The organism is Aurantivibrio plasticivorans (assembly GCF_055392955.1).
This window is the reverse complement of the sequence record NZ_AP036020.1, coordinates 2577747-2602701: the sequence shown is the minus strand read 5'-3', so window position 1 is coordinate 2602701 and position 24955 is coordinate 2577747. Positions and strand designations below refer to the sequence as shown.

Sequence of the window (24955 nt, the reverse complement as noted above, 5' to 3'; positions counted from 1 at the left end):
TCGGTGGAATCTAAGAATGTTTAAAAGTTGTTAGGCGGCCTAACTTTATCCGCTGGGATGGGGGTGTTTCTAGCACTTGTCCCACTGCTTAGGTACAATCTGCGCCTTTTCTCGACCGCTGTTATAGGTAGCACGAGCTCAATGGAAATCGCACCCCTAGTAAATGCCCTTAAAGACCTCCAATCGCGTACTGATACGCTTCGGGGGTACCTTTGACTACGCTCATAAGAAAGAGCGTCTAGCGGAGGTTGAGCTTGAATTAGCTGAGCCATCGGTATGGGACAATGCTCAGCGCGCGCAGGATTTGGGTCGGGAACGATCAGCGTTAGAGGCGGTTGTATCTACCATTGATACATTAGATGAGGGTGTGGCGGACAATACCGAATTATTGGAAATGGCCGCAGAAGAGGGCGATGAGTCCGCTGTCGTCGAAATTGAAGCTGAAATTCAAAAGCTCGAAGAGCATTTAGCGGTATTGGAGTTCCGCCGTATGTTTTCGGGGGAGATGGATCCCAATAATGCCTTTCTTGATATCCAATCAGGCTCGGGTGGCACAGAAGCTCAAGATTGGGCGGAAATGGTGTTGCGCATGTATTTACGCTGGGGTGAAGATAAGGGCTTCAAAACAACTCTAGAAGAAGCGTCTGCAGGTGATGTTGCTGGCATTAAGAGTGCAACTATACGATTCGAGGGCGAATATGCTTTCGGCTGGTTGCGAACAGAGACCGGTGTCCATCGCTTAGTAAGAAAGTCCCCCTTTGATTCCGGAAACCGTCGTCATACATCTTTCTGTTCGGTATTTGTATCGCCTGAAATTGATGATGATATCGAGATTGATATTAACCCTGCTGATTTGCGCACTGATACCTACCGTGCCAGTGGCGCGGGTGGGCAGCACGTCAACAAAACTGATTCCGCTGTACGTATTACGCATGAGCCATCAGGAATTGTGGTTCAATGTCAAAGTGAACGATCCCAGCATCAAAACCGTGATAAAGCCATGAAAATGCTTCGCGCGCGTTTGTATGAGCAAGAGATTTTAAAACGTTCGGCTGAGAAGCAGGCAATGGAAGATAGCAAAGCCGATATTGGCTGGGGGAGTCAAATCCGCTCCTACGTATTGGACGATCAACGAATTAAAGACTTACGCACGAATGTGCAAACCAGTAATTGTAACGCCGTTTTAGATGGCAACTTAGATCAGTTTATCGAAGCTAGCTTAAAGGCTGGTCTCTAACCCCATTTTTTGTTAATCCCCGAAAGAGATAGATCACGAATGAATGATAAAACGCCACAGCAAGAGCAACAGGACGAAAACAAACTGATTGCCGAACGTCGTGAGAAATTAGCCGCGTTGCGTGAAAAGGGGAATGCATTTCCCAATGCATTCCGTCGTGACGACTATGCCAGCAAATTACAAGATGCCTTTGGCGATCATTCCAAGGAAGAATTAGAGCATTTAAACCAAGTGGTGAGTGTCGCAGGACGTATCATGGCAAAGCGAGGCCCTTTTATGGTGTTGCAGGATATGTCTGGCCAGATTCAGCTTTATGCGGACAAAGCGACGCAAAAAGATATTAAAGAGCAGTGGGGAACGTGGGATATCGGCGATATTGTCGGTGTGAAAGGTGCTCTGCATAAGTCGGGCAAAGGGGATCTCTATGTCAACCTCGAAGAGTATGACTTGTTGGTTAAGTCTTTGCGCCCACTACCTGAAAAATATCACGGTTTACAAGACACAGAAACTCGTTATCGTCAGCGATATGTAGATTTAATTATTAATCCAGAAGCGCGCGACGTATTTCGAATCCGTTCTAAATCCATTGATTTTATTCGCCATTATTTGAACAACCATGACTTTATGGAAGTGGAAACACCTATGATGCAGGTGATTCCCGGTGGCGCTACTGCAAAGCCATTCGTCACGCATCATCATGCGCTGGATCAAGAAATGTTCTTACGCATCGCGCCGGAGCTTTATTTAAAGCGTTTGGTTGTGGGTGGGTTTGAACGCGTGTATGAAATCAATCGCAATTTCCGTAACGAAGGCTTATCAACACGACATAATCCAGAATTTACCATGCTAGAGTTTTATCAGGCGTATGCTGACTATCACGACTTGATGAACCTCACTGAAGATATGTTGCGTTCTCTTTGTGAGGAGGTTTTAGGTAGTGCCGTTGTTACGTATCAGGGCAGCGAATATGATTTCTCAAAGCCTTTTAATCGCATGAGCGTTTTTGATTCAATTCTACACTTCAATGGTGATATTAAAGCTGAAGCGCTAGCTGACTTAGAGGGGGCGCGATCAATAGCGAAAGACTTGGGTATTCCTCTGAAAGACTCGTATGGTTTGGGTAAAGTGCAAATCGAAATTTTCGAGAAAACGGTGGAGCATCGACTCGATCAGCCAACGTTTATTACAGAATATCCGACGGAAGTGTCACCATTAGCGCGCCGTAGCGATAGTAACCCCTTTGTTACAGATCGGTTTGAATTTTTCGTAGGTGGTCGTGAAATTGCGAATGGCTTCTCCGAGTTGAATGACGCAGAAGATCAGGCAGAACGGTTTAAAGCTCAAGTCGCAGAAAAAGACGCTGGTGACGATGAAGCAATGCATTATGACGATGACTATGTAAGAGCGTTAGAGCATGGCTTGCCGCCCACGGCAGGGGAAGGTATTGGTATCGACCGTTTAGTGATGCTGTTGACGGATTCGCCAAGCATTCGCGATGTTTTATTGTTCCCGCATATGCGTCGTCAAAACGCTAACGATTAAATTTAGGCTTAGCATAAATGACACAATCTTCCGCAAGCACTGTTGCTTCCGAGGCTGAGATCAAACTCGATCCGACATGGTTGGCAGTGCTTGAAGAAGAGTTTAAAAAGCCTTACATGCAAGCATTAAAAACGTTTTTGCAGCAAGAAAAACAACAAGGCAAAATTATTTATCCTCCAGGGGATGTTATTTTCAATGCCCTCGACTCCACACCGTTTGATCAAGTCAAGGTCGTCATTATTGGGCAAGATCCTTATCATGGCCCGGGTCAGGCACACGGTTTATGCTTTTCAGTTTTGCCTGGTGTTAAATTTCCGCCGAGTTTGCGCAACATTTATAAAGAACTAGCGAGCGATGTTGGCGTAACACCACCTTCTCATGGCTGCTTGCAGGAATGGGCTGAGCAGGGCGTGTTGTTGTTAAACGCGACCTTGACCGTTGAACATAGCAAAGCCGGGTCTCATCAAGGTAAAGGGTGGGAAACGTTTACCGATGCGATTATTCACCGATTGAACGAACAGCGAGAAGGTTTGGTTTTTCTATTGTGGGGCAGCTACGCGCAGCGGAAAGGGGAGTTTTTAAACCGCGATAAGCATTTGGTGTTGGAGGCGCCGCATCCCTCACCATTTTCTGCAAATCGCGGTTTTTTTGGTTGCAAACACTTCTCCAAAGCCAATCAATACTTGCTTGAGCAGGGTAAGCAACCCGTTCACTGGCAGGTGTCTGACTAACGCACCCGCCGCTCAGGCACCTTTCTAGCCATTTAATAACGCCATCGCGGCTTCCATTTCTTCGGATAGATCTTCTGCTTCCGCATGCTGCATATCGGGGTCGAGTCCAAGTCGTTCGAACGCAGTGACGCTGTGATAGTCGACTTGCGCCAACGATGATTCGGAGCCCATATAACTTTGTAACATAGCAATTGTGACAAGGTCAGCGTAGTCGGCAGATTCGATTTGCCGTCCAAAATTCATGTGTTGGCTGGGGACGTTTCGTAACTCTTCTGGAAACTCCCAGGCTATTAAAATCTTCTCGCCGATAGCCGGATGAATTTCGTCAATCACCGTATCTAGGGTGATGCTGTCTTTTAATAAGCTGGGGTGATCTTCAGCGTAGGTTAAAATTGGTAAAACGCCTATGCGGTGAACTAACCCTGCAAGCGTCGCTTTGTCTGCTTTTAAGTTGGTGTAATTACGACATAAGACGTGGCAGATGCCGGCAATTTCGCTTGATCGGCTCCACACTTCGCGCAGACGTTTATCGACTAAATCGGACGTAGCCTGAAACATTTGCTCCATGGCTAGACCCGTGGCCAAGTTGCAGGTGTATTCCATGCCTAGGCGCATGAGAGCCATTTTTAAATCATCAATTTGCCGCGACGCACGTAAAAGTGGGCTGTTCGCCACTTTGATAATACGCGCTGTAAGTGCTGCATCATTACCGATGACGGCGACCAATTTATTGATATCCGCATTGGGGTCATCCGCGACTTCTCGTACCTGAAGCGCGACCTCAGGTAAGGTAGGTAAAACTAATTTGTCATTGTCAATGGCGTCGATTATCTCGCCGCGCACATTTTCCGCGAGCTGGCTCATGAAGGTGGGTCCCTACAACAATTGTCCAATCATTGGTCACCTGACCGACCTAAATTCAAGGCGGAATTTGCTTAATGAGCGGTCAGGTGCTTTACCAGAACCCTTTAGATACGATCAAAGGTTCCTTAATAAGGTATAGCATAGGGAAGTGGAACTAACTGAAGATTTGTCGGTGAATCACCTGTCAAATTGATGCAGTTCTCCTCTACAGCCTCATCGGTGAGCACAGCTAAGGTCTCGAACTCTACTGAGTGTGGAGGGGCGCTAGAGTTTGTTGCGGCGGCGACCACAATATTGCCAATGGCCTTCGTTGACGATTGTAAAAACAGCGGCTGGCCTGGGGTGGGCAAGACTTCGGATTGGCCCGACAACCTTTGTAGGTGTCGCTTCATTTTGCCGCGGTATTGCATACGGGCAACGATTTCTTGGCCAAGATAACACCCTTTGGTAAAACTTACGCCGCCGGAAAGTAAATCATAGTTGAGCATCTGTGGAATAAATTCATCTTCAGCGCCAGGAAGAACTTCTGGTCGTCCACTTTTGATGGTAGCTAGGCGCCAGCCATTCAGGTCAGTACTTGAAGAGATGTTTACCAGCTTGCCCCATAGTACTTTTGCGGACTCAATGGGGGTGATAACTAACCATTGGTTTTCCGAGTGTTTGCTTATTATCGCGCCTTCATTTTCGACTGTCTGATCAACGTCGTTGGGAAAAAAGGTTAGATTTGTCTTGGCTTGGTCATCGAATTGCAGGGTGCCAAACACGATATCAGATTCTTCGACCAATTCGGCCTTAGAGAAGACAATATACTTGTTGAGAGTCTGTACAGCGGTGTCGGCAAATTCGGCCGGTATCAATAGCAGAAAACGATCATTGTGATTAGGGCTCCGTAGTATGCGAAATGTAAATTCAACTCGGCCCTTATTGTTACAACGAGCGCCTAGCTGGCTTTGAGTCGTTGTGACATTGTTGATGTCACAGGTTACTTGTCCCTGTAAAAATTTTGCCGCATCGGGGCCTGTTATAGAAAGCACAGTGTAGTGCTTGCTGAGGTCTACGATGCGTTGCTTGGCATTGGTCGTTTCGGCTGGATTCTCAATGATGAATGTTTGCCACTGATTGTAGGACATAGTTAGGATACCGATCTTTGAGTGCTTTTCAGTCATAGTTGGCTTTGCACTAGGCACAAAATGCTAATGCATAGGATCATCCATTGGGCCTTTGCAGGCAAGCCCTATATAATGTCTCGCTCCACTTAATCTGCGACAGAGTTATCTTCGCTTTCAATTTTTAGAGACCGTAATTTAAATGGATAAAAACCGCATTTTTTGGGCCAGTCGTCGCGGCATGTTAGAGCTTGACCTGGTGTTGCTGCCTTTTCTCGAAAACGTATATGACGGGCTGCCCCAAGAAGATAAAGAGCGTTACTGGAAGTTGTTAGACGAAGAAGATCAGGATTTGTTCGTTTGGTTTATGCGCCGATCGGACCCAGAGGACAAAGATTTGTTGCGAATTGTTGAAATAGTACGCGCAAACACCGGCATGCAGCCCGATGAGTACGAAACCCCCACTTGATATTCCCCTCAAACCATCCGTGGTTATGCTTTGGGTTGTGTTGATCATGCACTGCTTGGCCGTCCTTGCGTTGAGTCTGGCTGATGTGCCTATTATATTAAAGGTTGTTGGGGGAGTTGGTATTGCTGGCGCATTAATAGTTTGGTTGATGCGCCGTAAAGATTTTCCAAACCGTCTACTCATAAACGACATGGCCGTGAGGTTAGTCGATGGTGAGCATGTTCACGAGGTAGAGTTCGCGGGAAAGGTGTTTCTCTCCGCCTGGCTAGTTATGTTGCCATTTAAAACGAGGGGCAAAAGGCGAGACGTGTTGCTGCTATGGGATAGCCTTTGCTCTGATGACTTCCGTCGTTTACGTGCACTGTTGAATAGAGCTTGATTGTTTTCAGTACTTTAACCGACGATAATCTGCTGTCTGGCAAAATTTGTGGGGACCAGAATCGTATCTTTGGCAATCGCGGATGTTTCCGGGTAGTCCGCCGAGTGGTGTAGACCGCGACTTTCTTTTCGTGAGGATGCCGAACGGATAATGAGTTCGGCTACCATGGCTAAATTGCGTAGTTCAATCCAATCATTACCGATCTTGTAGTTACTGTAGTATTCGGCAATTTCTTTCTGAAGCAATTTGATTCGGTGAGTTGCCCTCTCGAGACGCTTCTGCGTTCGTACAATACCGACGTAGTCCCACATAAAACGGCGCAGCTCATCCCAGTTATGAGAGATCACCACATTTTCGTCTGAGTCAGTAACACGCGATTCATCCCAATCAGGTGCCGGTGAAGGTGGAGCAATACTGGCGATGTGTTGGCTGATATGATTCGCCGCCGATTGCGCGTAAACAATACATTCCAGCAGCGAGTTGCTGGCGATGCGGTTTGCACCGTGCAATCCTGTCGACGTTGTCTCTCCTATTGCGTAGAGGTTGAGCAAATCTGTACGACCATTCTCATCTACCAGGATCCCGCCACAGGTATAGTGAGCGGCAGGCACCACGGGGATTGGCTCTTGGGTTATATCAATGCCATATTCGAGGCAGCGTGCTTTAACGGTGGGGAAGTGTTCAGCAATAAAAGCGGGCTCACGATGACTAATGTCTAAATAGATACAGTCGCAGCCGAGCCGTTTCATTTCGTGGTCGATCGCGCGCGCGACGATATCCCGAGGCGCCAGCTCTTCGCGCTCATCAAAATTTTTCATAAATCGCGTGCCGTCAGGTAGCTTTAAATGTGCACCTTCGCCGCGCAGAGCCTCGGTAAGCAAGAACGATTTTGCTTTTGGATGGTACAGGCACGTTGGGTGGAACTGGTTAAACTCCATGTTGGCAATGCGGCACCCGGCTCGCCAAGCCATCGCGATGCCGTCACCGCTCGCGCCATCTGGGTTGCTGGTGTATAGATATACCTTGCTAGCTCCGCCGGTCGCCAAAACGACGGTTTTGGCTTGAAATACTTCGACCCGATCGGCTTGTCGGTTAAATACGTAGGCTCCCGTACAGCGCATGCGACGCGTCTTAGGGTCAGGCTGCGAAATTAAATCAACGGCGATATGGTGTTCGTAGAGATCGATTTGCGCTTCTTTCACGCGTTCGATCAATGTAGAAGAGACTGCTTTGCCTGTTGCGTCCGCGCTATGGATTATTCGTCTGTGGCTATGACCACCTTCTTTGGTCAAGTGATAATCGCTATCACTGTTTTCATCGCGAGAAAACTCAACACCTTGATCGATTAGCCACTGAATAGCACCTTTGCCGCGCTCAACGGTGAAACGTACGGCATCTTCGTGGCATAGACCTCGACCAGCTTCCAGAGTGTCTGCAACATGCTCTTCAGTGGTGTCTGCTTCGTCCAGAACGGCTGCAATTCCCCCTTGAGCAAACCAGGTAGCACCCTCTTGAAGTTTGCCCTTGCTTAACACAGCCACTTTACAGGTTTTGGCCAAGCTAAGAGCCAAAGTAAGGCCGGCAGCGCCGCTACCGATGATTAAAACATCGTGATCTAAGTGCTCAGTCATGTGTTGTGTCAATAGATAGGCTAATCAAGGGGTTACAAGGGCCGGGTAGTATATACAAGGCTGTGAATGTCGTCTCTCCCTTAATATCCGTACGATCTTCGTTACTTTAGGTTGATATTGAAAATGGTTAAATAATCGTCGATTTCGTGACCCTTTGTTAAATTTGTTCATAAAAGCGTGAACTTGAGACGTAGTCAGTAGTCTATTCAGGCGTATATAACGAGAAAAGTGAGGCAAGGGTGCGAAACGATTCAGTCTGTCTTATTATCGACAATACATTTGCAGAGAGTCGCGCTGGGGCTAAGCAACAACAGGCGCGATCATCGTCTGTGGTTGCTGGCAGCGTTCAGAACTCGGTGTTGCATGACTCGGTCGTGCAAAGCAAATCTCGAGGTGCACACGCGCCATTGTTGAAAGGCGCCGAGACAGCGGCCGCCGTGGGGAGTAAATCCATGACAGCGCCAACAGCGCAGGATACTGATAAGCAACTAGTAGAACGTGTTCAGAAAGGGGACAAGCGAGCCTTCGATTTGCTAGTTGTAAAATATCAGCACAAAATTTTGTCCATTATCAGCCGTTTCGTCAGAGATTCTGCGGAAGTGCAGGACGTCGCACAGGAAGCGTTCATTAAAGCCTATCGTGCCTTGGGGAATTTCCGAGGAGACAGTGCTTTCTATACGTGGCTATATCGTATTGCTATCAATACCGCCAAAAACCACTTGGTAGCGAGAGGTCGCCGTCCTCCATCTAGCGATGTCGATATGAACGATGCTGAATTCTATAGCGGCAGCGAAATCCTCAAAGACCAAGAAACCCCCGAGAACTTGTTGTTTAGGGATGAGCTACAAGCGGTTGTAAACGAAACCATAGATAGTCTGCCAGAAGACTTGAAAACGGCGGTTACCTTGCGTGAATTTGAAGGTATGAGTTACGAAGAGATTGCTGAAGTGATGGACTGCCCAATGGGTACGGTTCGTTCAAGAATCTTCCGTGCTCGTGAAGCTATCGATAAGCAGGTTCAAAACATAATGGATGGCGAGCTGTCGATTAAGTAACTCATCTGACTGGAAAGACCGGCACGTGATGCAGGTCTCGCTTGATCAGAGTCAAACCTTGAGTCGAGTCAAACAAGGTAAGAAAGTAAAAGCGCAATTAAAGAAAATCAAAGCGCTGTGAACCAGCAGTTTTCAACGTTGTCTCACTGTGTAACAGCGCATGTCCAATAATCATTCAGTGGTAGGTAAAGAGAGAGTATGTCTGACGGAGTAAAACAAACCAGCTTATACGAGTCCTTATCCGCGTTAATTGACAACGAGGCGTCTGAACTAGAAGTTCATCGCGTGCTCGCGGAATCTGAAAAGGACGAGGCTATACGCACTCGCTGGCATCGTTACCAGCTTGCTCGCACCGCTCTCCACGGAGAAAAACTCTCTAACCTTGATATTGATATCGCTGACTCGGTTCGCAATGCTATTGCAGGTGAAGCATTGATCGACCAAGCTGAGACAGACGTGTCTCGACCAGGAGAGGTAGAGGTTGCATCTTCTAGCCGTTTGACATCATCTCGATTTGCCAACCTCGGACGTTTTGCGATTGCTGCTGGTGTTGCTTGCGTTGCACTTGTCGGCGTGCAGCAGTTTGGCGGTGATAGCGGTTTTGTCCCTGGTACGGCCCCGGCGTTAGTGAGTGAGGCTCCTTCCAACGCCAGTGACGCTTCGGCTAAACCGGCGCGCGTTATTGATTCGCCATTTCCAGCGGTCAATCTCCAGGCGGTTAGTCAGCCAATTGGCTCTAGCTTGGGGCAGGGGACTGCTTACCAAAGCCCTGTTCGGTTGGCCGACCCTTCATTGTCACTGGCGGCCCAGCCGAGTATCGATGATGAAGAGCGTATTCGTCTGTATTTGCAAGAGTTAATGATGCAGCACGCAGAGCATTCTGCACAAAATAGCAATTCAGGATTGATGCCTTTCGTTAGGGTCTCCACAGAATTTGAACGCTAGTCCTTGTTTACACCTGTGTGCTTTAAGCTAGCGCGTTAAAACTACGGACTCAATGATGAAACGTATTCAGCTAGCCATAATTGTCCCGTTATCTTTTCTTATGTTGTCGGCTTCCTCTGCGGTTTTTGCGGATGAAAGTCGGCAGCTCGTCGCTCAATGGTTTGAAAAAATGTCTGCTGCCTTGCGTGAGCAGAATTACAGCGGCTTATTTACCTATGAGATAGGTGGTGGCTTAGACACCTATGAAGTAGCTCACTTTGTGGAAGAAGGGATTGAGCACGAGAGACTGCATAAGCTCAACGGTGCCCCGAGAGAAGTGTTGCGAAAAGGTCAGCGCACACGTTGTTTAAGCCGGGGTGATCAAATGCTGCGGCGCCTATCAATAAACTTCGAAAACCAGCTTCCACCTCATTACTTCTTTTCAATTAGTGAGAACCATCGCGTAGCCGGGCGAGAGGCGATCCATATAGAGGTCAAGTCACAAGACGCTAGTCGCTACAGCTATATTTTTGCGCTGGATAAAGAATCTGCACTTCCTGTTCAAATGCTAGTGATTACACCGGAAAGCAAAGTTATTGAACGCATCCAATTTGCGAAGCTCGATTTATCGACACAAGCGGCTAAAGAATTGGTGAACGCAGAATATCGCGATCACCACACTGCACGTGATGACAGGGGAAAGTGTGACAGCGAGCTGCACCTGCAACCAGCGGGCTGGCAAGCTACCTGGCTACCAAGTGGCTTTGAGTACGGCGGATACCGTATTACCTCGCGTGGTGACAGAATGCTAGCTTTTACCGATGGTTTCGCTAGCATATCGGTTTTCATCGTTCACGATGGTGAACGAGTACCAATCAAAAAAGGGCGAGCGCAATTGGGTGCGACTAATGCAGCCTTAAGTCAACGTGTGTGGGATAATCAGCTTTACAGTATTTCTGTTGTCGGCGAAGTTCCTTACGCAACAGCTCAACAGGTAGCAGAGCGAATTGAAAAGTCGGTAGCACAGTGACTTTTTTCTGGGAATTACTACAGTGTTAAAAGAAAATGGCAGAGTTGTAGCGGTCGATGGTGAGAGTGTTTGGGTTGAAACTATCTCTAGATCAGCTTGTGGCAGTTGCTCTGCGAAAGCGGGTTGCGGACAAAGTGTCCTTGCCAAATGGGCTGAAAAGCACAGCTACTTACAACTCTCTCTCGATGGACGGGCTTCAGATTCGATCCGTGTTAATGACCAAATTACTATTGGTATTCCTGATGACAGTGTCGTGAAGAGCGCGCTACTTCTTTATTGCGTTCCACTGATTACGTTAGTGCTTGGTGCATCGCTGGGTAGCTCACTCATCGGTGGAGATGTCGCTTCAGTTTTGGGGGCGCTAATGGGTGTCGCAATGGGTGGACTATTTATTGCGTTATTTTCTCGTCTAATACAGCATCGTTCGAGTTTTAGCCCTGTTATTCTGGATGTTCATCCCTCGCCGAGTTGCGCTTTCCATGCAACCTAGCTGCACCGAAAATCATTGTCTTTGAGACCCGCCCAGAAACTTTTTTGGACTTTCAGTGATCCAAATTGCAGGTTGGTCAAAGCTCAGTTATTAACAAATAGGAGGTCCGTTCCCTTGAAGCGGTTTGTTTTTGTCTTAGTTGTATTAAGCGTTATCTTCCCTGCCTTGGCACAAGCGCGCGGAGCGTTGCCTGATTTCGCAGATTTAATCGAAAAGAAAACCCCGGCTGTCGTAAAGATAACCACAATGACCACTGTTGCTGGTCGTGGTAACCCTTATCAAGGTCAAGAGTTGCCCGAGTTTTTCAAACGATTCTTAGACCCAAGACAAATGCCGGAGAGGAATGTCGGCGGTATGGGGTCTGGTTTCATTATTTCTGAAGATGGTTATGTCTTGACCAATAATCATGTTGTAGAAGGCGCATCGGAAATTAATGTTCGCTTGCTCGATAACCGAGAATTTGACGCCGAGGTGATTGGTGCGGACCCGCGATCAGATTTGGCCCTGCTAAAAATAGACGCGGATGATTTGCCTTATTTAGCTTTTGCGAATGACGAAGAGCTTCGAGTTGGCGACTGGGTGCTGGCTATCGGCTCCCCGTTTGGGCTGGATTTTTCAGCGAGCCAGGGCATCGTTAGTGCGATAGGCCGCAGTATTCGTGGTGACACTAATGGCTCTTACGTGCCGTTCATTCAAACGGACGTCGCCATTAACCCAGGTAATTCCGGCGGGCCATTATTCAATCTGGATGGAGAGGTCGTTGGCATTAACTCGCAAATTTACACGCGCTCAGGTGGTTACATGGGGTTGTCTTTTGCTATCCCGTCGTCACTTGCCCAATCCGTTGTTGCGCAATTGAAGGACAAAGGACATGTTGATCGCGGTTGGTTAGGGGTATCAATAAGCGATATGTCTCGTGACCTGGCTGAGGCGTTCGGTTTGAAGAAGCCCGCTGGCGCATTGGTTGAAATGGTTGTGCCGGGAGGTCCTGCTGAGGGCTCTGGACTCAGGGCGGGTGATGTAATCTTAAAGTTCGACGGCGAAAAAATTGCGAAATCTTCTGATTTACCCCCGGTTGTTGGTGCCACTGAGCCTGACACGAAAGTCGACGTTGAGATTATGCGAGAAGGTAAGGCGAAGACATTAGAGGTGGTAGTTGGTACTTTAGATAGTAATGTTGTTCAAGCGGCGGGATCTGCAACGGCTCCTCCCACTCAAGACTCTGGCCGTTTAGGTGTTGTAGTCGAAGAGGCATCTCCGGATCTGCTGAGTAGCAATCAGGTCAGCGGTGGTGTTGTTGTCAATCGCGTTGAGCCCGATAGTCCAGCAGCGGCTTCTGGATTACAGCCGGGCGATGTGATCGTGCAGATTGGCTTCAAAGACGTCACCAATATTGAAAGCTTCCAAACTGTGGAGGCCACACTACCGAGCAATAGCTTGCTTCCAATACGCTTTTTTAGGCGAGGTCAACCAGCTTTCCGGACAATAGTTATCAAAGATTAAGTACGTATAAGAGGGGGCTTCGGCCCCCTTTTTTTGTAGGTCTTCTTCACACGGAACACCGCTAAAAAATAACTCTGCAAAGGTAGTGGTAAATGCGGTAGACTGTGCGCCGGTTGGGCCCTGTGCTGGGTCCGTAACATTATGATTTTTAAGTAGTTTATCCCTTTGTGACTGATCTTAGCCATATTCGCAACTTCTCTATCATCGCCCATATCGATCACGGCAAATCCACTATTGCTGATCGTTTTATCCAATTGTGTGGCGGGCTTACCGACCGTGAGATGACGGAGCAGGTGCTTGACTCGATGGACATCGAGCGTGAACGCGGTATCACCATTAAGGCGCAGAGTGTGCACTTGCCTTATAAAGCTCGCGATGGAAAAACCTACGAGTTAAATTTTATTGATACCCCAGGGCACGTAGACTTTTCCTATGAAGTCTCTCGGTCGTTAGCGGCCTGCGAAGGTGCGCTGTTGGTAGTCGACGCCGCGCAAGGTGTTGAAGCGCAGTCGGTTGCGAACTGTTACACCGCTATTGAGCAGGGCTTAGAGGTTATCCCTGTGCTTAATAAAATGGATTTGCCGCAGGCAGAGCCAGACCGAGTCGCTCAAGAAATAGAAGATATTATTGGGATAGATGCGACAGACGCCGTGCGCTGTAGCGCAAAGTCTGGCCTGGGGCTCGAAGATGTATTGGAACAGCTTGTGGAGCTTATTCCTCCTCCTGAGGGAGATGCTGACGGGCCCCTGCAGGCGTTAATTATCGACTCCTGGTTCGATAATTATCTTGGAGTGGTATCGTTGGTGCGGGTCAAAAACGGCACCTTAAACGTTAAAGATAAGATTATTACTAAATCTATTGGTAAAGCACACGTTGTCGATAGCGTTGGTGTGTTTACACCGAAATTAGAAAAACTCAAAGCGCTAAAGGCTGGCGAAGTGGGCTTTGTTGTTGCCGGTATTAAGGATATCCACGGCGCGCCTGTTGGCGACACGATTACTCATAGTAAAACCCCAGACGTCGAAGCGTTACCAGGCTTTCAAAAAGTGAAGCCCCAAGTCTATTCGGGCATGTTTCCCGTATCGTCTGATGATTACGAATCGTTTCGTGAAGCATTGGCCAAATTAACGTTAAACGATGCATCTTTATTCTTCGAGCCAGAAAGCTCGGATGCTCTCGGGTTTGGTTTTCGCTGCGGATTCTTGGGTATGCTCCATATGGAGATCATTCAAGAACGTCTCGAGCGTGAATATGACCTAGATCTCATCACCACCGCTCCAACAGTTGTTTATGAGGTCAAAAAGAATGATGGCGAGATTGTCTACGTGGATAACCCTTCTAAGTTGCCTGACCCTGGTAACTTAGAGGAAATGCGAGAGCCCATTGTCGAAGCGAATATTTTAGTCCCTTCAGATTATCTGGGAGCGGTTATTACACTCTGTGTTGAAAAACGCGGTGTGCAAAAAGATATGCAGTACATTGGAAATCAAGTATCTGTCAGTTATTACTTGCCAATGAATGAAGTCGTGATGGATTTCTTTGATCGCCTAAAATCGGTAAGCCGTGGATTTGCGTCGCTGGATTACAATTTCGTAAAATTTGAAGCAGCGAAACTGGTGCGCTTAGACGTGCTGATTAATGGCGAAAAGGTTGATGCGCTTGCGTTGATTGTGCACCGTGATAACGCTCAATATAAAGGGCGCCAGCTCGTCGAAAAAATGAAGGAACTTATTCCTAGGCAAATGTTTGATGTTGCTATCCAGGCTGCGATTGGCGGTCAGATTGTTGCACGTTCGACGGTTAAAGCGCTACGTAAAAACGTTACCGCTAAATGCTATGGCGGTGATGTCACGCGTAAGAAAAAGCTTTTAGAAAAACAGAAAGCCGGTAAACGCCGTATGAAGCAAGTGGGTCGCGTTGAAATTCCCCAGGATGCTTTTTTGGCCGTTCTCAAGGTCGATAACTAAACCTAAGCCAGCTGTATTCGGAGAGACCTCTACAAATGGATATTAATTTCCCGCTCATATTAGTCATTGCCGTGTTCGTGACAGGCGGTGTGTGGCTATTTGATTGGCTTGTGCTATCGAAGCAACGTAAAGCGGCCGTTAAAGAAGTCGAAAATCAATTCCAGCGAGAAGGCATTTCTCGTGGAGACGACGATGAACACTACCTCATCGCGAGAGAAGCGGCCGAGCAAGAGCCCGTGCTGGTGGAGTATTCTAAGTCATTTTTCCCAATCTTAGCGTTGGTATTGGTTCTGCGTTCGTTCGTGATCGAACCGTTTCAAATCCCATCTGAATCTATGGTTCCAACCCTAGAGGTCGGAGACTTCATTTTAGTTAATAAATTCACCTACGGTTTGCGACTGCCGGTTGCTCGTACGAAAGTAGTGAATATTAGCGACCCTAGACGTGGCGATGTCATGGTGTTTTTCCCGCCTCATGAAAGCCGCTATTTCATCAAGCGTGTTATAGGGCTGCCAGGCGATACGATCACCTATAATAACCATGAGCTAACTATTAACGGAGAGGTAATAGAGCAGACATTCGTCAAGTCAGAGGGTGCGACCAGTAGCCGCGAACATTGCGCTCGAGCGAACTCCAATTACCACCTAATGGAAGAAACCTTGGGTGAGACCACCCATATTCTTCGCAAGTGCGTTGTGCCGGGAAGTTTAAGCCGAAAAGGCACCTATGTGGTTCCAGAGGGGCACTATTTCATGATGGGCGACAACCGGGATAATAGCTCCGATAGCCGGGATTGGGGGGTTGTGCCCGAAGAGCGTATAGTGGGCAAGGCTTTTGCTATATGGATGCACTGGGAAAATCGATTGAGTTTGCCTAGCTTTGATCGCGTGGGTGGCATTGACTAGGTAGAAAGGGGACTGCCATGACTTTCAAAATGAAATCTATGAATTGCTTACGCTCTCAACGAGGGTTGTCCTCTATTGCCTGGTTGGCGATTATTTCTGCTGCTGGTTTTATTGGCTTGTGTGCTTTCAAGGTTGGGCCACAGTATTTTGATAACATGTACATCACCAGTACATTGAAGGATTTACCCGAACTTATTCGAGACGAAGGTGATGTGAGTAAAGTTTCCAAGGATGATATCAGCAGTTTTATTAGTAATCGGTTTACTATCAACAACATTCGAAATATTTCTAAGAAAGAAATAGATATTAAGATATCAAAAGACAAATTTATTGTAGATATTAACTATGAGCGCCGCATACCACTCTTCTATAATGTCGATGTGGTAGTGGCCTTTAAAAACCAATTCGATAGCTCTCGTCCGACAGAGTGCTGCACTCCACTCGACGATGAATGATCTATCAAGAGAGCGTCTCCTGCGCTCTCTCAGCTACCAATTTGGTAATCCTCAGCTATTTATTCAAGCACTCACCCACCGCAGTGCGGCGCCGCAACATAATGAGCGTCTGGAGTTCCTAGGCGATTCACTTTTAGGAGTTTTCATTGCGGAATACCTGTATACCAAGTTTCCTAAAGCCAAAGAAGGCCAATTAAGTCGTTTGCGCTCGCAACTAGTCAAAGGTGAAACGTTAGCCGAGATTGCGCGAGAATTCGAGCTGGGTGAATCAATTATCCTTGGTGAGGGTGAATTGAAAAGTGGTGGCCACCGTCGCGCATCCATACTTGCAGATTGTACCGAAGCGATTATTGGCGCAATTTACTTAGACTCTGACTTTGAAACCTGCAAGCGGGTGGTGCTTCCCTGGTTTGCTTCACGCCTAGAGTCAATTGTTATTGATAAAGTGGCAAAAGATCCCAAGTCTACTCTGCAGGAGCTATTACAAAGTAAAGGTCAACCATTGCCCGAGTACGAAGTGATTAATGTAGATGGCAAGTCTCACGAACAGGTATTTACGGTGAGTTGTAAAATACAGCTATTAAATCAGCCGAAAGTGGTATCCGCGTCAAGCCGTAAACAAGCGGAAAAACTAGCCGCCGAAGCGATACTGCAAGAGTTAAATTCATGAACGATTCCCCAGTAAGCAAGTGTGGCTATGTTGCAATTGTTGGACGACCGAATGTTGGTAAGTCGACGCTGCTCAATCATATTCTCGGTCAGAAGCTTTGCATTACATCAAGGAAGCCCCAAACAACTCGACACAATGTGCTTGGAATTAAAACTGAAGGGGCTACTCAGGCAATTTATGTAGATACCCCGGGGCAGCATAGCGGCCAAAATCGAGCCATTAATCGGTATATGAATCGGGTCGCGGTTTCCGCCATGCTGGATGTTGATGTGGTGGTGTTTTTGGTAGAAAAAACTCAATGGACTGATCAAGAAGAGGCGATAGCCGCAGCGCTTAGAAAATCGGATGTGCCGGTGATCCTTGTCGTTAATAAAATCGATCAGCTCGACAAGAAAGAGGTGCTGCTACCGCATTTACAGACCCTTGCAAGCAAGCTCGATGCATCGGATATCGTGCCTATATCGGCTCTCAGAAATGATAACTTATCGCGTTTAGAGGAAGTGATCGAGCAGCATTTGCCGGAGAATGAACACGTTTTTGATGATGAGCAAATTACCGATAAAAGTATACGGTTTTTGGCTGCCGAGATTATACGAGAGAAAATAATGCGGCAGCTGGGAGATGAGTTGCCTTATCAAACCACCGTTGAAATTGAAGAGTTTGATGAAACTCAACCGACTGTTCACATAAGTGCCGTGATACTAGTCGAGCGTGAAGGCCAGAAAACCATTCTCATTGGCCAGAAAGGTTCTCGCATAAAGCTTATTGGTCAAGAAGCTAGAGAAGAGATTGAAGGGCTTATTGAGAGACAGGTTATGCTTAAACTTTGGGTGAAAGTAAAATCTGGCTGGTCGGACGATGACAGGGCACTCCGAAGCCTCGGATACAACGATTAACATATAGCTATCTTAATATGCCGTCAGTGGAATTTCTGTATGGCCTCAGTTTACTTACAGTCTGTCTATATTCTTCATAGTCGACCCTTTCAAGATTCTAGTTTACTCGTCGATGTGCTTAGTGAGGACCATGGACGTTTAACCGTCGTTGCCAAAGGCGCTCGATCCGCTAGAGGCCGCCATCGTTTTCCCGTTTATCCATTTACAAAACTAGTGGCTAGCTGGCAGGGAAAAAGCGATTTAAAAACGTTAACTGAGCTAGAACAGCAGGGACAATTACGGCAATTAATGGGTCGTAGAATGTTCTGCGGCTTGTATGTGAACGAATTAGTTATTCGCCTTTTGCCCAGTCATGATGACTGTAGTGAAGTATTCCGTCGTTACGATCAAGTAATGACTTCGCTGGAAACTCTTGAGGGAGATAGCAATGACTACCTTGAACCGCTACTCAGAGCGTTTGAATTTGAACTGCTTGAGCTGATGGGTTACGGACTCACATTTAGTGATATCTCTACCGGTGATGAGCTTGAGCCGAATTCGCAATACCGTATCGCCGAAATGATGGGTTTTGTTAAAATCGACGGTAACCTTGAGAAGCAGCAAGGCAGTTATCTGGGAAGTGAATTGCTCTCTGTTATTAATAACGATTTTTCAGATGTATCGGTTCGGCGCGCAGCAAAAAGGCTAGTACGAGAACTGCTTGCGCCCCATATTGGCAATAAACCGCTCAAAAGCAGAGAGTTATTCAGGTAGTGTTTCGACGTTACGCGGGCTGTTCATCTTCAAAAAGTGCGTCTAAATCGAATTCATCATGCCATTTCAGCAGTTGGTGGATCGCGTCCAATAGCATCGTGAAGGGATGGTGGATACTCTCATACTGTTTTTGTTCAAGTAGGCCTTCTAGTTTTACACAGCTCGATTTTAATTTTGGAACGCCGCAATAACTCGCACCGCCGTTAAGTTTATGTACAATCGTTGCTAACAAGTCAAAGTCTTCAACTTGATAAGTGTTTGTAATTTTTTCTAATTCAGCGGGTAGGCTATTTAATAACATACTCAACATATCGCGAGCCAAGCTTGGTTTGTTGTTGGCGAGCTCTAAGCTCAGCTTTAAGTCCACCACATCGGCAATTGAGCGCCCGGAAGCATTTGCAAAATGCATCCGAGGCTTTGTTGGAATCGTATTGTTTGCGCGCAGAGAAACATTGGTCCATCGCTGAATAACGTGGCGTAATTGCTGTTCTGTCACTGGTTTACTTAAGTAATCGTCCATTCCTGCTAGCAATAATTTTGCTTTCTGATCACCCATTGCGTGGGCAGTCAATGCAACTACAGGTGTTCGTCGGTCTGTTTCAATTTGACGGATACGTTGGGTCGCCTCTAGCCCGTCTATGCCTGGCATTTGTATATCCATAAATACTAGGTCAAAGTCTACTTGCTGGAATAGGGCTAATGCTTGCTCGCCACTGTCGGCTAGAGTGACTTCGGTGTTTAGATCTTTCAGTAGTTCCCCCAACAACTGCAAGTTGGCGCTGTTATCGTCAACAGCCAATATTCGTACGCTAGGATAGTTGACAATGGTTTCTTCGTGATCTGTTTTTACTACAGGTGCGTGCTGTTGAGGTTCAGAAGTGGTTGATGCGCTGCGTATTGCGTCATAGAGCAAGTCATAGGACAGTGGTTTTTGTAATACGCGGACGTTAACTTGAGTCTCGTCAGGTTCGAGTTCTAGTCGGCTACCGAAGGGGGCCAAGGCGATAAGGACAGTAGAATTGTCGGTGTCACATAGCTCACACACCTTTTGCTCTTCAAGCCAAAGTGCGACATCGTCTTGTTCGTTTGTGTCCCAGATAACACACGAATAGGAAAGTGCTTTGGGTTTTCGTTTGATTTCCACTAGTCCTTGGCGATCGTCAACGAATTGATACTGCACTTCCATACTCGTTAGGTAAGCAGCGAGTTGTTTTTTTCTTTCTTCGTCTGACTCACAGACGAGTACACGCGTCCCTTTGGCTAAATTGTTCGCTTTGCGAGCGGCCCCATGTCGATCTAAACCAAACTGGGCTGTAAACCAGAATGTAGAGCCTTTTCCTGCTTCGCTGGATAAACTAATTGTGCCTTGCATCTTTTCTACCAGCGCTTTGGCGACGGTAAGCCCTAGACCTACGCCGCCTTCACGTCGACTGTCAGATGCATCTGCTTGAGAAAACGCGTTGAACAAATGTTGTTGCTGGTTCGGTGAAATACCGATGCCTTGGTCTATGATGCTGAATTTAACTTTGGCGTAACTATCACTGCTTGAGTCTTCTTCAACTTTAAGAATGATGGGGCAGTGATCTGAAAACTTGATTGCATTATTGACTAGATTGATTAGCACTTGCTTGAGGCGCAGTGAGTCCCCGAGTAAATGCACTGGCAGCTTAGGATCGATAATAGCGATTAGCTCACAACGTTTTTCTTGCGCTTGAGGTGCGAGGGCCTGCAGGGTACCCTCAGTGACATCGCGTAAATTAAAGGGCGTGTAATCGAGTACGAGCTGCCCGGTTTCAAGCTTGGATACGTCGAGCACATCGTTCAGCAGTGCCAGCAGCCCTTGTGAAGATTTTTGTATGGTATTTAAGTATTCTTTTTGCTGCGTGGTTAGACTGGTTTTTTGCATTAAGCTAGTGAAGCCAAGAATCCCATTAATTGGGGTCCGGATCTCGTGGCTTGTATTTGCTAAAAAAGCGGACTTCGCTTGATTAGCTTCAATAGCTTCTTTGCGGGCCATGTTTAGCTTAACGTTTTGTATCTCTACTGTATCTAAGCTCTCTCGTAATTCTTCGGTTGCTTGCTCCGATTGTTGTAGAAGCTCCTCTTGTGCCTCTCGAAGGTTTTTCGCCGCATTGTTAATCAGTTCACCTAAGTGCTGATATGCCCAACGGGTATCAAACCTGAGGTCAATGTCAAAATCGTTGTTCGCTAACTTTTCAATAGCGCTTTCAATTTGTCGCAAGGGGCGTGATACGCGACGGACTGCAATTACATTGAGCCCAATACCGATAAACAATGCGCCAAAAGAAATGAGAGCGGTGACAAGCAGCATTTGGTAGCGCTTTATTAAGAATGGAACGTGGGTAATCTCTGCGACCACCCAACCTAGCACAGCTGGATTGTTACGCTCTTTCACGGACTGAATAAAAATCGATGATTCGCTCGTCTCAATGACGACGGGTTCGTCGTTGGCGCGTCGTAGGATGTCTAAAGTGATGGGCTGCAAAAACTTAGGTCCACTATGTTTCACGATATGGCCGTCGGCTTTGTAAACGCTGATAGCCCGAGTCGAGCTGTCTTCTAACGCGGTTGGCAAAGTATAGGCAATTGATTGATTCAGGTAGGTTTCGGGGATTTCACGAGTCAGCAATGGTGCAAGTATGCGTGCTACCTGAAATGTGATTGTGTACCCGCGATCTCGGATTTGGTGATTGAGTTCTTGCGCAAAAAAGAAATTCAGCGCAACTGAAAGCGTAATCACAGTGAGAGCGATTGGAATCAGGGTGAGTTGCAGTACTCTATTACGCAATGGGGAACGATTCATAAGCTTATGTCAAAATAGTCTGTTAAAGCTGAATTGTGCTGGGTAGCCAATAATTATATTGTTTTATTCTGTTTTTATGAATAAAAAGCGAATAAAAACAAAGGGTTATGCTGTGTTTGCTGGTCTGTTATGGTGTGTTTGACGTTTATCATACCGGTGAATAGTTGAAAGTCTAGGCGTTGGTGCTCAGCGCTACGAGAAAAGGCTTGGCGGCAAAATGGCGTGTTAAAACCATCATGCTAGAATAGCGCGCACTTGGATACCGTCTTTGATATGGCGATTTGTTGCGCTGCCAGATGCTTGTTTACTTTGTTGGTTGTCGTGATGCAGTGCTTTGAGGTTAATCTATTACTATGAGTTTTCCGACATTAGAGTCTTTCGTTGGCAATACACCGTTGGTTCGATTGCAACGGATGTCACCCAACAGCAGTAATCAAATACTCGTTAAGTTAGAGGGTAATAACCCAGCAGGCTCGGTAAAAGACCGACCAGCGCTGTCGATGATTCAGCGTGCCGAGCAGCGTGGTGATATTCAACCAGGGGATACATTAATTGAAGCAACCAGCGGAAATACCGGTATTGCGTTAGCCCTGGTTGCGGCTATCAAGGGCTATAAGATGAAGTTAATCATGCCCGAGCACATGACGCAGGAAAGAAAGGCGGCAATGGCTGCATACGGTGCTGAGTTGATTGAGGTGTCGAAAGAAGACGGCATGGAAGGCGCTAGAGATCTTGCGTTGTCAATGGAAGCGAAAGGTGAAGGAAAGGTGTTAAACCAGTTCTCGAATGCTGATAACCCGCTCGCTCATTATGAAAATACCGGGCCCGAGATTTGGCAGCAGACGGATGGAAAAGTAACCCATTTTGTAAGTTCGATGGGGACCACAGGGACTATCATGGGTGTTTCACGTTTTCTCAAAGAGCAAAACCCAGCGATACAAATTATTGGATTGCAGCCGGAAGAAGGCGCTAGCATCCCTGGTATTCGACGCTGGCCGAAGGAATATTTACCTAGCATTTTTGACGAAACACGAGTTGATCAAGTGATCAATATGGATCAAGAACGCGCAGAGCAAACAATGCTGCGACTTGCGCGGGAAGAAGGTATTTTTTGTGGGGTGTCGTCAGGCGGTGCAGTAGCTGGCGCCCTGCAGCTTGCAGAGCAGGTTGAAAATGCGGTGATCGTCGCCATTATTTGTGATCGAGGAGATCGCTACTTGTCATCAGGCCTCTTCAATTTATAAACGAATAAACAGATTTTATTATGGTAAAGGTGAGAGAGGATTATCCGTTAACCGCTGAGGGTGAAGTTGATCTCGATGCGTGGATTGCTCGACTAGCTGGCGTGCTTACACTTGAAGCTAAGGATAAGGCTGTACTCAAAAAAGCGTTGGTTGTAAGCCAGAACGCCGTCAATAACCAGCCTGATACAAAATCTCGTTGGGAGCATGGCCCAAATAGCTTCCTAACCGGGTTAGAGATGGCGGAAATTCTCGCGGAATTACATCTCGATACAGATACCTTAGTCGCGGCGATACTTTATCGTGCTGTGCGCGAAAACCGACTGACGTTGACCGATGTGTCGTCTTCGTTTGATGAGGCAGTCTCCAGCATCATCAAAGGTGTCATTCGTATGGCAGCGATTAGCCAGCGGCGCAACGACTCTGATGATGAAGTATTTGGAAAAGAGTCCGATATACAATCCGGTAATGTGCGCAAAATGCTGGTGGCGATGGTCGACGATGTACGCGTTGCTCTCGTAAAGTTGGCAGAACGCACGTGTGCAATTCGTGCAGTAAAAAATTCAGATGAAGCTCGTCGTCGTCGAGTGGCTCGTGAAGTTGCCGATGTTTATGCTCCGTTGGCCCATCGTCTGGGTATTGGTCATATTAAATGGGAGCTAGAAGACTTATCGTTTCGGTATCTAGAGCCCGACGACTACAAGCAAATTGCTAAATTACTCGATGAAAAGCGTTTAGATCGCCAAGACTACATCGAAAATGTCATCACTACTCTCGATCGCGAACTAGACCATGCCAATATTGGTGCCGAGGTTACTGGGCGCGCGAAGCATATTTATAGCATTTGGCGAAAAATGCGCCGTAAAGGCATTGGTTTTTCGCAAGTGTATGACATTCGCGCAGTACGAATTCTCGTGAATACTGTGAGAGATTGTTATGGCGTTCTAGGTGTTGTTCACAGTTTATGGCGTAACATCCCTAACGAATTTGATGACTATATTGCTTCGCCGAAAGAGAACGGTTATCGCTCATTGCATACCGCCGTGATTGGGCCTGCCGGCAAGGTGCTTGAAGTTCAAATTCGCACGCATGCCATGCATGAAGAAGCCGAATATGGTGTGTGCTCTCATTGGCGCTACAAAGGAACGGATAAAGACGAGCCGGAAAACAGCTACGAAGAAAAAATTGCCTGGCTGAGGCAAGTGCTTGAGTGGCACGATGAGTTGGGCGGTTCTGTAAAAGAAAATATCTCCAGCTCATTTGTCGCGCAAGACTCAATTTATGTGTTTACTCCAGACGGCCATATAGTCGATTTGCCTGACGGTTCAACCCCTGTTGATTTCGCATACCGTATTCACACGGATGTTGGACACCGCTGCAGTGGAGCCAAGATTAATGGCCGTATCGTGCCTTTGAATCATGGCCTAAAAACGGCAGATCAAGTGGAAATTCTTACGAGTAAACGCGAATCACCTAGCCGCGATTGGTTATCGCCAGCCTTGGGCTATATTCAGACGTCGAGAGCTCGTGCAAAAGTGCAGCAATGGTTTAAATTGCAGGCAAGAGATCAGAATATTGCTGATGGTCGAGCACTACTAGACAAAGAATTTAAGCGATTAGCACTCGTGGATTTCGATTTTGAAGCGTTGGCTAAGCGCCTCAACTTGAATGATTTAGAGGGGCTTTACGCAGCTGTTGGAGCTCATGATATTGGGGTAGGGCAGGTGCTTAACGCGGCTCAACGCATGATGCCTGTCGACGATACAACCGTTGCTGTGCCGTTAACTGGTCGCGCTACCATTCCAGAAAATAATTCTGATGTGTATATCGAAGGTGTGGGTAATTTATTAACGCACATTGCACGCTGCTGTAACCCAGTGCCGGGTGATTCAATCATGGGGTACATTACTTTGGGGCGAGGTGTGTCCATTCACCGCCAAGATTGCGCCAATGTATTAAAGCTTCAGGAAAGAGAGACCGACCGTATTCTCCAAGTGGCCTGGGGTGAAGCACCTGAAAATGCCTATTCTACTGTTATCCATATCGAAGCTTACGACCGTTATGGGTTATTGAGAGATATCACTTCGCTGCTGGATCGTGAACACATCAATGTCAGCTCGCTACAATCACTTTCGAACAAAGCAAAAAATACTGTAGAGATGTCGATTACAGTAGAAGTGCGTAATTTTAGTGAATTAAGTACGATCTTGGCCCGCCTCAACCAATTGCCTAACGTTGTTTCAGTGCAGCGTAAAATGTAGTTTTGCTTGTTAATGGATAACC

At 47.0% G+C, this 24955-nt stretch carries 22 protein-coding genes; 18 read left to right on the top strand and 4 right to left on the bottom strand.

The annotated features are described in order from the left end of the window. Positions 1-141 precede the first annotated feature (141 nt). From prfB to ung, 3 genes are all read left to right on the top strand, one after another. Positions 142-1237, top strand: a protein-coding gene (gene prfB, locus ACZ5NB_RS11740) for a peptide chain release factor 2 (RefSeq protein ID WP_460233805.1) whose coding sequence is annotated in 2 segments (ribosomal slippage) — positions 142-213 and positions 215-1237 — 1095 coding nt in all. Because the reading frame shifts where the segments join, the coding sequence is not laid out codon by codon here. 39 nt (positions 1238-1276) lie between these two features. After that, complete coding sequence (gene lysS / locus ACZ5NB_RS11735; RefSeq protein WP_460233804.1) at positions 1277-2779, top strand: lysine--tRNA ligase; 1503 nt, start codon at positions 1277-1279, stop codon at positions 2777-2779. Positions 2780-2796: 17 nt separating this feature from the next. Further along, entirely contained in the window at positions 2797-3510 is a 714-nt protein-coding gene (ung, locus tag ACZ5NB_RS11730; protein ID WP_460233803.1) for a uracil-DNA glycosylase, read from the top strand. Between the two features lie 24 nt (positions 3511-3534). On the opposite strand, the gene ACZ5NB_RS11725 is transcribed toward ung, so the two are convergent. Then, a complete protein-coding gene (locus tag ACZ5NB_RS11725) occupies positions 3535-4374 on the bottom strand; it encodes an HDOD domain-containing protein (RefSeq protein ID WP_460233802.1) in 840 nt (279 codons plus the stop codon). Between the two features lie 125 nt (positions 4375-4499). Next, on the bottom strand, positions 4500-5540 hold the full coding sequence (gene ygfZ, locus ACZ5NB_RS11720) for a CAF17-like 4Fe-4S cluster assembly/insertion protein YgfZ (protein ID WP_460233801.1): 1041 nt from the start codon (positions 5538-5540) through the stop codon (positions 4500-4502). 142 nt (positions 5541-5682) lie between these two features. Between ygfZ and ACZ5NB_RS11715 the strand changes: the two genes are divergently transcribed. Then, positions 5683-5949, top strand: a complete 267-nt coding sequence (locus tag ACZ5NB_RS11715) for an FAD assembly factor SdhE (RefSeq protein ID WP_460233800.1) — start codon at positions 5683-5685, stop codon at positions 5947-5949. Beyond that, positions 5927-6328, top strand: coding sequence for a protein YgfX (locus ACZ5NB_RS11710; RefSeq protein ID WP_460233799.1), 402 nt, complete (start codon positions 5927-5929; stop codon positions 6326-6328). Before ACZ5NB_RS11715 ends, ACZ5NB_RS11710 begins: the two co-directional genes overlap by 23 nt. A 14-nt stretch (positions 6329-6342) precedes the next feature. Here ACZ5NB_RS11710 and nadB read toward each other — a convergent pair whose 3' ends face one another. Further along, complete coding sequence (nadB, locus tag ACZ5NB_RS11705; protein WP_460233798.1) at positions 6343-7959, bottom strand: L-aspartate oxidase; 1617 nt, start codon at positions 7957-7959, stop codon at positions 6343-6345. Positions 7960-8411: 452 nt separating this feature from the next. Here nadB and rpoE point away from each other — a divergent pair, with 452 nt between their 5' ends. From rpoE to recO, 11 genes are all read left to right on the top strand, one after another. Next, positions 8412-9014 carry an RNA polymerase sigma factor RpoE gene (gene rpoE, locus ACZ5NB_RS11700; RefSeq protein ID WP_460234008.1) on the top strand — a complete coding sequence of 201 codons (603 nt, stop codon included), beginning with the start codon at positions 8412-8414 and terminating at the stop codon, positions 9012-9014. 198 nt (positions 9015-9212) lie between these two features. Beyond that, on the top strand, positions 9213-9959 hold the full coding sequence (locus ACZ5NB_RS11695; RefSeq protein ID WP_460233797.1) for a sigma-E factor negative regulatory protein: 747 nt from the start codon (positions 9213-9215) through the stop codon (positions 9957-9959). Positions 9960-10011: 52 nt separating this feature from the next. Further along, entirely contained in the window at positions 10012-10968 is a 957-nt protein-coding gene (locus tag ACZ5NB_RS11690; RefSeq protein ID WP_460233796.1) for a MucB/RseB C-terminal domain-containing protein, read from the top strand. Positions 10969-10990: 22 nt separating this feature from the next. Next, positions 10991-11458 carry a SoxR reducing system RseC family protein gene (locus tag ACZ5NB_RS11685; RefSeq protein ID WP_460233795.1) on the top strand — a complete coding sequence of 156 codons (468 nt, stop codon included), beginning with the start codon at positions 10991-10993 and terminating at the stop codon, positions 11456-11458. Between the two features lie 114 nt (positions 11459-11572). Continuing rightward, entirely contained in the window at positions 11573-12961 is a 1389-nt protein-coding gene (locus ACZ5NB_RS11680; protein WP_460233794.1) for a DegQ family serine endoprotease, read from the top strand. Positions 12962-13128: 167 nt separating this feature from the next. Then, positions 13129-14928, top strand: coding sequence for a translation elongation factor 4 (gene lepA, locus ACZ5NB_RS11675; RefSeq protein ID WP_460233793.1), 1800 nt, complete (start codon positions 13129-13131; stop codon positions 14926-14928). A 35-nt stretch (positions 14929-14963) separates the two neighbouring features. After that, positions 14964-15833, top strand: coding sequence for a signal peptidase I (gene lepB, locus ACZ5NB_RS11670; RefSeq protein ID WP_460233792.1), 870 nt, complete (start codon positions 14964-14966; stop codon positions 15831-15833). A 17-nt stretch (positions 15834-15850) separates the two neighbouring features. Further along, entirely contained in the window at positions 15851-16288 is a 438-nt protein-coding gene (locus ACZ5NB_RS11665) for a DUF4845 domain-containing protein (protein ID WP_460233791.1), read from the top strand. Further along, positions 16281-16958 (top strand): ribonuclease III, encoded by a 678-nt coding sequence (rnc, locus tag ACZ5NB_RS11660; RefSeq protein ID WP_460233790.1) that lies wholly within the window; start codon positions 16281-16283, stop codon positions 16956-16958. The genes ACZ5NB_RS11665 and rnc overlap by 8 nt, the downstream gene beginning before the upstream one ends. Beyond that, positions 16955-17854: a GTPase Era gene (era, locus tag ACZ5NB_RS11655; protein WP_460233789.1), complete on the top strand. Its 900-nt coding sequence runs from the start codon at positions 16955-16957 to the stop codon at positions 17852-17854. The genes rnc and era overlap by 4 nt, the downstream gene beginning before the upstream one ends. 39 nt (positions 17855-17893) lie before the next feature. Beyond that, entirely contained in the window at positions 17894-18607 is a 714-nt protein-coding gene (gene recO, locus ACZ5NB_RS11650) for a DNA repair protein RecO (RefSeq protein WP_460233788.1), read from the top strand. Positions 18608-18617: 10 nt separating this feature from the next. Here recO and ACZ5NB_RS11645 read toward each other — a convergent pair whose 3' ends face one another. Further along, entirely contained in the window at positions 18618-21431 is a 2814-nt protein-coding gene (locus ACZ5NB_RS11645) for a response regulator (RefSeq protein ID WP_460233787.1), read from the bottom strand. A 353-nt stretch (positions 21432-21784) separates the two neighbouring features. Between ACZ5NB_RS11645 and cysM the strand changes: the two genes are divergently transcribed. Together cysM and relA are read left to right on the top strand one after the other, a co-directional pair. After that, positions 21785-22675 carry a cysteine synthase CysM gene (cysM, locus tag ACZ5NB_RS11640; RefSeq protein ID WP_460233786.1) on the top strand — a complete coding sequence of 297 codons (891 nt, stop codon included), beginning with the start codon at positions 21785-21787 and terminating at the stop codon, positions 22673-22675. Positions 22676-22695: 20 nt separating this feature from the next. Further along, positions 22696-24933, top strand: coding sequence for a GTP diphosphokinase (relA, locus tag ACZ5NB_RS11635; protein WP_460233785.1), 2238 nt, complete (start codon positions 22696-22698; stop codon positions 24931-24933). Positions 24934-24955: the final 22 nt, after the last annotated feature.